The organism is Brachyspira catarrhinii (assembly GCF_005518285.1).
Classification (GTDB): domain Bacteria; phylum Spirochaetota; class Brachyspiria; order Brachyspirales; family Brachyspiraceae; genus Brachyspira; species Brachyspira catarrhinii.
Genome location: NZ_SJDU01000043.1, coordinates 1 through 10879 on the forward strand (window position 1 = coordinate 1; position 10879 = coordinate 10879).

8 protein-coding genes and 2 pseudogenes are annotated in these 10879 nt (G+C 32.7%); 4 read left to right on the forward strand and 6 right to left on the reverse strand.

The features are described 5' to 3' along the window. Positions 1-162 precede the first annotated feature (162 nt). From EZH24_RS02900 to EZH24_RS02910, 4 genes and pseudogenes are all read left to right on the forward strand, one after another. Positions 163-1236 (forward strand): hypothetical protein, encoded by a 1074-nt coding sequence (locus EZH24_RS02900; protein ID WP_137997631.1) that lies wholly within the window; start codon positions 163-165, stop codon positions 1234-1236. Between the two features lie 17 nt (positions 1237-1253). Beyond that, complete coding sequence (locus EZH24_RS02905; RefSeq protein WP_137997632.1) at positions 1254-2384, forward strand: hypothetical protein; 1131 nt, start codon at positions 1254-1256, stop codon at positions 2382-2384. 223 nt (positions 2385-2607) lie between these two features. Then, a pseudogene (gene secG, locus EZH24_RS14995) lies at positions 2608-2868 on the forward strand (preprotein translocase subunit SecG); the annotation flags it as partial. Positions 2869-3006: 138 nt separating this feature from the next. Further along, positions 3007-3312 (forward strand): annotated as a pseudogene (locus EZH24_RS02910) (OmpA family protein); the annotation flags it as partial. Position 3313: 1 nt separating this feature from the next. On the opposite strand, the gene EZH24_RS02915 reads toward EZH24_RS02910, so the two are convergent. The 6 genes from EZH24_RS02915 to EZH24_RS02940 form a co-directional block, all read right to left on the reverse strand. Continuing rightward, positions 3314-3883 carry a hypothetical protein gene (locus EZH24_RS02915; protein ID WP_137997633.1) on the reverse strand — a complete coding sequence of 190 codons (570 nt, stop codon included), beginning with the start codon at positions 3881-3883 and terminating at the stop codon, positions 3314-3316. Positions 3884-3886: 3 nt separating this feature from the next. Further along, complete coding sequence (locus EZH24_RS02920) at positions 3887-5428, reverse strand: NAD(P)H-hydrate dehydratase (RefSeq protein WP_137997634.1); 1542 nt, start codon at positions 5426-5428, stop codon at positions 3887-3889. A 32-nt stretch (positions 5429-5460) separates the two neighbouring features. Next, entirely contained in the window at positions 5461-7134 is a 1674-nt protein-coding gene (locus EZH24_RS02925; protein ID WP_137997635.1) for a hypothetical protein, read from the reverse strand. Between the two features lie 93 nt (positions 7135-7227). Beyond that, positions 7228-7545 carry a thioredoxin gene (trxA, locus tag EZH24_RS02930; protein ID WP_137997636.1) on the reverse strand — a complete coding sequence of 106 codons (318 nt, stop codon included), beginning with the start codon at positions 7543-7545 and terminating at the stop codon, positions 7228-7230. Between the two features lie 245 nt (positions 7546-7790). After that, on the reverse strand, positions 7791-9581 hold the full coding sequence (locus tag EZH24_RS02935) for a phosphoenolpyruvate carboxykinase (GTP) (protein ID WP_137997637.1): 1791 nt from the start codon (positions 9579-9581) through the stop codon (positions 7791-7793). Between the two features lie 52 nt (positions 9582-9633). Beyond that, positions 9634-10879, reverse strand: a 1246-nt coding sequence (locus tag EZH24_RS02940) for a sodium/glutamate symporter family protein (RefSeq protein WP_137997638.1), incomplete at its 5' end; no start/stop codon positions are given.

The following is a 10879-nucleotide window of genomic DNA, read 5'->3' on the forward strand; positions in this document are numbered from 1 at the left end:
ATGTTAACTAAATTGCCCAAATTTTCAAAAATTAATAAACAAAATCAATGAATTTATAAAAAAAATAAAAAAAATTGTTGACTTTTTTTAAAAAATTACTATCTTATATATAGAGGGATTAAGAAATCCCTTATAAAGTTATTTATTTTCAGGAGGAATCCTATGACAAAGAGATGTTTAAAACTTAAATTTAAGGTATTGTTATTAGTATTAATAGCGATAGTAATGGTAGCGGGAGTAGTATCTTGTAAAAAAAGAAGCCAATTGCCTGTGAATGATTTCAGCACGGAGATTGACGAAGATACGGGTTTAATTGGCGATGACGGTAATGTAATTACCACTATAACAAACTACATTACCAACTATATAACGAATAAAAAATTTACCACTATATTTATTACGAATAGAGAATATCATACAAACTGGATAATCTATAAGACGAATATTATAAATGAAAAAGACATAATCTATACCAATTATGTGTATATCGAAAAGATAATTACAAATCAAATAGAGATAATTACGAATTTAACGCCCGACCCAAAATATTATGTTTCAAGATATCATAATAGTATGAAGTATAAAGTTTACGCTCCGTTTTCTGGAATAGGACCCGAAGGAGAATATAAATATACGAATGTGTCTTATATGGATACCGATACTTTAAGCGCGTTGTGGAAGAATATGATGAAAATGAAATCCTTTTCTGGACAAGAATTAGTTATAAGAAATAGAGGAACTGGAACATATTTCTACTTTGACGAAAATGCAGATATTATCTGGAGCAAAAATATTATTTGGAATGATAAATCCGATGTAATATTGAAAAAATTCGTTCAAGGTATAATAATTAGGCATATATGCGGAAACGACACTAAAGGACATTACGCTATTGCGGGACTTTATAGATTGACTAAACCTTCATCAGTATTGAGAGGATGGGACGATACGGGAGTTAATCTTCTTCAAGGTTATAATTTCAGAATAGAAAGAGTGGATGGCGAATACGATATAGTCGTTATGAATCCTGGGCATGTCGTAAACGGAAGCGAATACGGACTTGAAATATATAATACTTCTGGCTATGACAATTTCAGATATTCTCAAGGAGGAAACGGATATTATGAAGAAAGACCTGAAGTTTATATGTCAAAGATTACGCATGTATCCGAACTTTGGAAGAATTACAGACCTTGGGAATTGTATGATTTGTCTTTCAAAATTATGAAACGCTAATTCGAGGAGGACAGATTATGACAAACAATATAGAATATAAAGAAAATAAAGATTGGAGGCATAATATGACAAAGAAATATAAAAGATTTAATTGGAAAACATTATTCTTATTCTTAATGATAGGAATAATGACGATAGGCTTAATCGCTTGTATGAAACAACAAAAATCTACTTTTCCTGCGGATGAAGAAAACGAATTCAATGTAAGGGCTTCTCAAACGGGACCTTTAGACCCAAGCGGCAGCTTACTTACAAATATAGTATGGGTTACGAATGTTATACATGTGACAAACGAAAGAATAGACTATATAACCAACAGAGTGATTATACCGGGAAAATTGATTGAAGAAACCATATATATTACGAATAAGGGAAAAGTAGAGACCAATTATGTTTATATAGATAAAATCTCTTATGTGACGGAATATGTTACGAATGTCGTGCCTGATGATACTTATGTTTCAAGATGGCATAAGAGTTTTATGTATAGAGTTTACGCTCCGTTTTCTGGAATAGGAGCCGAAGGCGAGTGGAAATATACGAATGTGTCTTATTTGGATACCGATACTTTGAGCGCGTTGTGGAAGAAAATGATGAAGATGGAATCTCATAGCGGAAAAGAATTTATTATAAGAAATAGACAGAGAAAAGATAACGGCTGGTTCTTCTTCTTTGATAAAAACGCTAACTTATATTGGAACAAATATCCTAATAAGGTATTGAAAGAATTCGTTCAAGGCGTGATAATACAGCATAGATGCGGTAACGACACTAAAGGCGCTTACGCGATAGCTGGACTTTATAAGTTGACTACACATTCGCTCGAATTAAGCAAATGGGGAGACGATGGAGTTAATCTATTTCAAGGTTGTAATTTCGTAAAAACAAGAATGCCAGGCGAATACGATATAGTGGTATTGAATCCTGGGCATGTCGTAAACGGAAGCGAATACGGATTTGAAATATATAATTCTACCATTAACGGCTTCAGATATATAGGACAAGGAAACGGATATTATGAACAAAGACCAGAAACTATAATGTCAAAGATTACGCATGTATCCGAACTTTGGAAGAATTGGAGACCGTGGGAATTGTGGGATTTGGCATTCCAAATTAATTCTTCAAGTATCGTGCCAAAAAAATAATGTAGAAAAATTATATCATTATTAAAGCGAGAATAAGTTTAAGGGCTTGTCGTTAATTCGGCAGCCCTTATTTTATATATTAATACGATAATAAAATAATAAGATTTTACTTAAAAAGCTATTGAAAAATTTTATATAAAACTATATAATTACTCAATACAAAATAAAGATAAAATAAAAATATAAGGTATTTAATAAAAAATTAATCTAAGGAATATAAATTATGAACGCGTTGGTAACATTAGGAATGGTTGTTTATTCCATAATATGCATACTTTTGATTTTATTAATCATAATACAGGGCGGAAAAGCGGAAGGATTATTTTCAAGCGCTCAAGCGAACGTATTGGGAAGCCAGAGAGGAGACGCTTTAACGAAGGCGACAAAAGTTTTATCCACGGTTTTTATAGTCGGAGCTTTACTTATTTCAATGGCTATAAGCGCTCAAAAAACGGCTTTTGAAAATGTATCCGATACTCCATCGAGGGATTTAAACGCAAACATGCCTATAAATAACGATGAAGAGAGGAGAGAGCTTGAAGAAAATTTGGGAGAAAATATTACGGTAGACACAGTCCCCGAAGGTTTCGTATTGAGACTTGGAGATATTTTATTTAATACGGATTCTTATGTTTTAAGAGACGAAGCTAAAGAAACTATAGACAGAATCATAAACGCCATTAATAGAAGTTATTCGGGCAGAGAGATAATAGTTCAAGGGCATACCGACAATGTTGGGGAAGAGGAATATAATCAAATATTATCCGAAAATCGCGCTAAAGCGGTTGCCGATTATATTTCGCCTAATCTTCAATCCAATATAGTATCGCATAGCGGATTTGGAGATAAAAATCCAATAGCTTCAAATGACACGGCGGAAGGCAGAAGAAGAAACAGAAGAGTCGATATAATAATCAAATTAAGATAAATTACTTTTTTAATTTGCTTATATTTATATTATTCGTCCAAATTAAATTGTCGTCCAAGTTTAAGACGATTTCGAGTCTGTTCGCGTTATTCCAATAATTTTTATCAAATTGAATTTTAAAACCTATTCTTTGCCCGATTGGAAATGAAATATTGTAAAAATTATCGTTTCCGCTAAATATTAAATTCTTATTTCTATTGTTTTTGTATAACGAATAATTTACTTTCAAATTATTTATATTAATATTATTCGTATATTTCAAATTCTTCACTTCTATTGTGGGAATAATCGCCTCTTCGTTTTTGTAAAAATCTATATTATTTATTTTAACTTCCAAAGGAATATTCCCTACTCTCAAAGACGCGAAAAATGGAATATTATCCAAAAATCCCCATCTTATCATAAAAAATATAATCACAAAAAAAGTAAGAAAAGCGCCGTATAAAAACATAAAACTTTTTTTAGAAAACATACTCGGTTTTACTTTTGGAGGTTCTCTGTAAACCGTTCGCTCTCTCTTATTGTAGAATTCATGTTCTGGATTTTTTGGGTCGTAAACTTCTCTTGGCAATTTTTAAATCCTTTTTAATATTTTGCTCGCGTAAAAGCATAAATCTTTCGGCTGAACGAAGTCGTTTCCAAATCTTTTTGCCGCATATTCAAAACTTTTTTCCTGAATTGTTAGAGCCAATTTTACGGCTTCAGTAATATCCAATTTTCTTGCAAGAAACGAGCCTACAAATCCCGCCAAAACATCGCCCATTCCCGCTTTTCCCATTGAAATAGTCGGGTTATAATTTATAAATATTTGATTATCTTTCATAAAAAAACTTATAGCGTCTTTTAAGATTATAGAGGCTTTAGTTTTTTCTCTGAATATCGAAAGCGCGTTATAAGGATTTTCCAAAGCTTCTATATGATTTATCCCCGTTAATTTTTCAAATTCGTATATATGAGGAGTTAATATAAAATTTTCGGGCAGTTCTTCCAAAGTATTTTGAAACATTAAATATAAAGCGTCCGCGTCTACAACGGTAGGAATATTGATTTGTTTTAAAATTGAATTGATAAAAACTTCCGTAGAAATATCTCTTCCAATTCCCGAACCTATTATACAAGCATCGCTTTTATTTATATCGTTTGCAATAGCAATATCGCTTTCCGTAAAATATTTTTGATTTTCTTCGCCCACTCCGATAATAATCGCTTCTGGCATTTGAGAGATGATTATATTTTTTATAGTTTTTTCAATTCCTTTTGGAACATAAAGCCTTATATAACCTACTCCGCTTCTGTAAGCCGCTTTAACGGATAAAACCGCCGCTCCCACATAATCCGAACTTCCCGCTATTATTGCAAGGTTTCCCTGTTCTCTTTTGCTAAAAAAAGCGCTTCTTTCGATATTTATTTTTTCGTTATGGTTTATTAGCAAAGCCTTATATTCCGCATTGTCGAGTATCTCTTTTGGGAATATTGATTTTATAATAAATAATTTTCCAATATATTCTCTCGTTTTGTATAAAAAGAATATATCTTTTGCAAAACATATAGTATAGGTTTCATGCGCTTTAAAACATGTATTTATATTGTCATAATCGTTTATTTTTGATTGCAAACCCGAAGGCATATCAATCGCTATTCTTATAATATTTAGAGAATTCAATTTGTCTATTAATAATTTTTCTTTTTCCGCTAAAGCTCTGTTCCCGCCCGTGCCGAATAAAGAATCTATGGCAATATCTCCTTCTTCAATATTTTGGGTTACTTCAAATACTTTTTCCTCGCTCGCCAAATATACGACATTGACATTCATATCTTTTAAAATATTAAAATTGATGTAGGTGTCTTTATTTACTCTGTCTATATTTCCCGTTAGATAAACTTTCGTATCATAGCCGTTTTTTATTAAATATCTCGCTATTGCAAGTCCGTCTCCGCCGTTTCCTCCAACCGATGAAAATATGTGAACGGTTTTATTATATAAAGTTTTTCTATGCCTTTTAAGAAGCAAATAAAAAATTTCGCTTGCGACATGTTCCATAAGAAGAATCGAAGGAATTTTTTCTATAGTTTTTTTGTCTATATTTATTACTTCTTCTATACTTACGACTTTCACTTTAAATTTTCCTAATAATTTATTTTCTTTTTTTATTTTATAACCGCCATAAAGGACGAAACTATATTTCCGTTCAATTTATTATATTTTGAAAATTGAGAATAAAAGCTTCCCATGCCGTCATTATTTGCCAATACATTCGAATAAACTTTATCTGGGACAATATTCGAATTAGTCATAAACACATTTTTATCATAATAGTAAGATAATTTCAAAGTCCATAATGCATGCCCGTCCTTTTTTGCGCTAATAAAATCTGGATATAATAATAAAAACGATTTCGACAAAGTATTATAAAAATATTTAATATCTTCTATAGTAGGAGTTTCATTGCTATCGGTTTGAGATTGAATATTTTTTCGAATATCTTTATAACGAATCGAACTTCCTTTTTTAATAATGGCGTCCGCTTTGTATCTTTTGTTATAAGGGTATATTAAAGCCCAATATGTAAAATCGTCATATAATTCTTTCGATATATCCCAATAATACATATCGGAAGTTAACTTATAAGTCAATAATTCTTTTGAATCTATATTATTAAAATATTCGTCAACTATATTTTCTAATTTTTTATTATCTATACCGTAAATTAAATTTTTATTCGAATTAGGATAAGTTATAAAAAATACGGTAATAAACGCTATTGCAACTATAAATATGGCGGTAATTAGAACGGGAGCTATATTTATCCCCTTATTTATAGCTTTTTTACTCTTTTTAATATTTTCATTTGAAAAAAAATCTTTTTCAAAATTGTTTATATCCAATAATTCAGATTCTGTATATTCTTTCATAGATTTGTATTTTTCAGTTTTACTTTCCAAGATATTTTTATCCGAATAGAAACCGTCCAATTCGTTTGATATATTATTTATAAGTTTTTTTATATTGAATCTCTTATCAACCACATAAAGCAATATTTCATCGGGTTCAAATTTTATATATCCGTCATTATAAAAGAAAGCACCGAAACATTCTATATAAACTTTTTCGCCGTTATCGACCGCATGCCTTATCGTTTCCAATATCGTTTCATACATTTCTTTTTTATTATTAGTATCCGCTATATCGTTTATCGATTCGTCAAAACCTATATCGGCGCTTCTGAAAACTAATTTGCAATTTTTGTCGACATAAATAAATCCCAAATCGTATATATGAAAGACTTTGCTATCTATAACCGATAAAGTTATTTTTTTAAATAATTGATTTATCAAATCTATAACTTCCGTTTTGCTCTTTTTAAATCTGCTTGAAAGTTTTTTAGTTAAAATTGTTGAAGTTATTTTATTTACTTTATCGAATCTTTCTTCAATCAAATAACTTAAACTATCCGAACAGTCAAAATGAACATATCCGTCTTTATAAGAGAAAGTTCCAAAATCTTCTATATATATTATACCGCCGTTGTCTATAATATGCCTCATCGTTTCGAATATAGCTTCGTAAAAAGCCGTTCTTCCTAAATATTTTATAGTAATGGTTTCCAAAGAAGCGTCAAAAGCAATATCCGCATTTCTAAAAATTAGATTAGCTTCTTTATCCGCATAAATAAATCCCAAATCATACATATAAAATACTTTTCCATCGACTACGAGAGAAGCTATTTCAGAAAATATATATTGTATAGAATCTTTAATTTCTTTTTCCGATATTTTGAATCTGTTTGATAATCTTTCGATTAAAATATTATTGCTAAACATTTCTACCCCTTTAATTTTTAGAATAATATTTAATAAATTAACATAACGCAAACCTAATTGTATAAAAAATTAGGTTTGCATATTTAGTTTAATTTATAGATATTCTTTTAACCAATCTTTTAATTGGCTCTCGTTTTTCATGCCTTCGGCTCTTTTAACAACCTCTCCGTTTTTGAAAACCATCAATGTAGGAATAGATTGAACCTCGTATTTAACGGCAATCTCTTCGGCTTCGTCCACATTAACCGCTCCGAAATTCATTTTATCCGAATGCTCGTCCGCAAATTTATGCAGAATTGGAGTTTGCATTTTACAAGGTCCGCACCATTCTGCAAAAAAATCTATTAATGTGGCTTTATCTTCTGACACCGCCGCATCAAAAGTTTCCATATTTAATTGTGATACTGACATAATCGTTCATCCTCATTTTGTAATTTCTTATAGTCTAACTTATTTTTTAATAAAAGTCAACATAATTTTTACAATTTATATAGCAAAAATTGTAAAATAAAAATTCGTCATTGCTAAGCCACCGCCGAAGCAATTTGCACAGAGAATATTGCCACGCTTACGCTCGCAATGACAAATAAAAAACCGCCGATTAATTAAAATCAGCGGCTTATAATTATTTATTTTTTATCGTTTTTATTCTAAATTTATTTACTCAATCTCGCTCTTAATTCTTCAAGTTGTTTTTTTAGTCTTTGAGGAAGTCTGTCGCCGAATTTAGAATAATGATTTTCTATTTCGTTTGCCTGATTTTTCCAAGCTTCGATATCCACTCTCATAAGCTCTTTGAAATCCGCTTCGTCAATTTTTAATCCCGTCAAATCCAAATCTCCGTCTTTTGGCATTCTTCCAATAGGAGTGTCTTTAGCGTCAATTTTTCCTTCGACTCTCTCGCACATCCATTTTAGAACTCTCGAATTGTCTCCGAATCCTGGCCACAACCATTTTCCGTCCGCATTCTTTCTAAACCAATTTACATAAAAGATTTTAGGGGCTTTATCTCCCAATTTATCTCCCATTTCAAGCCAGTGATTCATATAATCTCCCATATTATAGCCTGCAAAAGGAAGCATAGCGAAAGGGTCGAATCTCAAAGCGCCAACCGAACCTATATTAGCCGCCGTAGTTTCGCTTGCAGCCGTAGAACCCATAAATACGCCGTGGTCCCAATTATAAGATTCATGAACCAAAGGCATAACGGAAGCTCTTCTTCCTCCGAAAATAAATATATCTATAGGCACTCCTTTAGGGTCTTCCCAGTCCGCGCAAATTATAGGGCATTGTTTCGCTGGGGCTGTAAATCTAGCGTTTGGATGAGCGCCTTTATCTGGACTTGCTGGAGTCCAATCGTTTCCTTTCCAATCTTTACCATGCGCTGGAGGTTCGCTCATTCCTTCCCACCATACATCGCCATCGTCCGTTTCAACGCAGTTTGTGAATATAGTATTTTCTCTTATCGAATCCATAGCCATAGGGTTAGAATCGTAAGAAGTCCCAGGAGCCACTCCAAAGAATCCAGCTTCGGGGTTTATCGCGTAAAGCCTGCCGTCTTCTCCAATTTTCATCCAAGCTATATCGTCTCCTATAGTTTCACATTTCCAACCTTTAATAGTAGGTTGAAGCATTGCAAGATTGGTTTTACCGCATGCGCTCGGAAAAGCCGCCGCTATATGAAATCTCTTTCCTTCTGGATTGGTTAATCTCAATATAAGCATATGTTCAGCCATCCATCCTTCTCTTCTTGCCATCGCGCTTGCAATTCTTAAAGCCAAACATTTCTTTCCGAGCAAAGCGTTTCCGCCGTAGCCCGAACCGTAAGACCAAATCAAATTTTCATCTGGAAAATGCGAAATATATTTTTTTTCTATCGGAGCGCAAGGCCATTTTTTGTCTTTTTCTCCGTCCGCTAAAGGAGCGCCAACGGAATGCAAGCAAGGGACAAATTCTCCGTTTGAACCTAAAACATCCAACACTTTAGTTCCGACTCTCGTCATTATATGCATATTGCAAACAACATAAGCGCTGTCCGTTAACTCCACGCCGATTTTAGCAATCGGAGAGCCGACAGGTCCCATAGAAAATGGAATAACATACATTGTCCTATTTTTCATCGAACCTTTATATAACTCTTTCATCGTCTTCTTTAATTCGTCTGGGTTCATCCAATGGTTCGTAGGTCCCGCGTCAATTTCGTTTGGATAACTTATAAAAGTTCTGTCTTCCACTCTCGCCACATCGGAAGGGTCGCTTCTGAAAGAGTGGCTATGTTTTCTCTTTTTGAGCGGATGAGAGAGTCCCAAATCGATAAGCTCTTGCATGCATCTGTCGTATTCTTCGCTACTTCCATCGCAAACATATATGTCTTTAGGTTGACACATATCCGCCATTTCTTTAATCCAAGATTTAAGTTTTTCGTTTTTTAAATCTTCAAGTTTCATAATATATTTATTCCTTTTTTATAAAATTTTTTAAATTTATTATACTATAAAATTAATTTTTAGTAAATGATTTTTTATTTATCAAAAATATCGTAAAAGCGAATGAGAAATATAAAATTGCCGAAATAATTGCGGTAATAAAATTATCGAAAGTCGAACCTCTCGCCAAAACATTATTCAATATAGGAACGATTAAAAGCCCCGTTATAGACATTAAAGAAAAGCCGAGAGAGAATTCGCTTAACGCGGGAGATTTATATTCGGGGTCGCATATTTTTAATAATATCATTCCCGTTGTCAATACGCCCGTCAAAGTTCCCCAAGACACAATCGCTCTTTCAAAAGAATAATCATGTTTAAAGAAAAAATCGCCGAGCGGGAAAACGAGCAAATAAGTTATTATAAAACCCAATATGCACATAACGGTTATTGGAGCGATATAATTCATTATCGCTTTTATCGGTAAACTCGTTATTGCCGAAACTATCGCAAAATCGCTTAAAGTTCCCATGATTTTTGCCTTAACTTTAGCGTCAATCATCCAAGTTAAATTCGTTTTTTTTATTAGAAAATTCAAAGCGAACATTATTATCATTGAATAAGTCCATACGGGAAGAACATTCAAACCTGCGATATTCATTCTTTTTACGAAATTCAAAACTATATAAGCTATTCCGCATACTGCAAAAATAATCGCCAAATGAAAAGTTATAGTTTCTATAGAAGAGCTTAAAAAAGTTTCTCTTCCCAAACTGTTTTGTTTAGATATATCTTTATTATATCCGACTTCCATACTTTTATCTTCGTTATTTTTTTTAATCGCTTTTATAATATTCGTTTTGTTTCTTCTAACGGCAATATTTATAAATATAATTCCAAAAATCATTCCGCCGATTAATCCGACCGTTGCCGTAGTCATAGCGACTCCCTGCGCGATTTCCCATTCGTATTGAGGAATTCCAAAACTTTCAAGCAATTTTCCCGTAGAGGCGGCGAGTCCATGTCCTCCCGCAAATCCCGCCGACAATTCGTATCCGAAAGTTCTATACATATTTAATTGAGGATTTACTTTGCTGAAAAACATATTGGTAGCGTATCCTATTGCCGATTGAGTCATAGCGGCGCATTGAAACAAACCGAAACAAATAAGGACTTTTGAAGGATAGAGAGATTTAATATTTTTTTTCTTATTGTCGTTAGAATTATTTGAAGAGCTTAAAAACATGCCCAAAGGAATTGCGGCAAATATCGGAACGGACAAAATTCCGGGAAGCAAAGAATAAGTTTTAATCCATTCC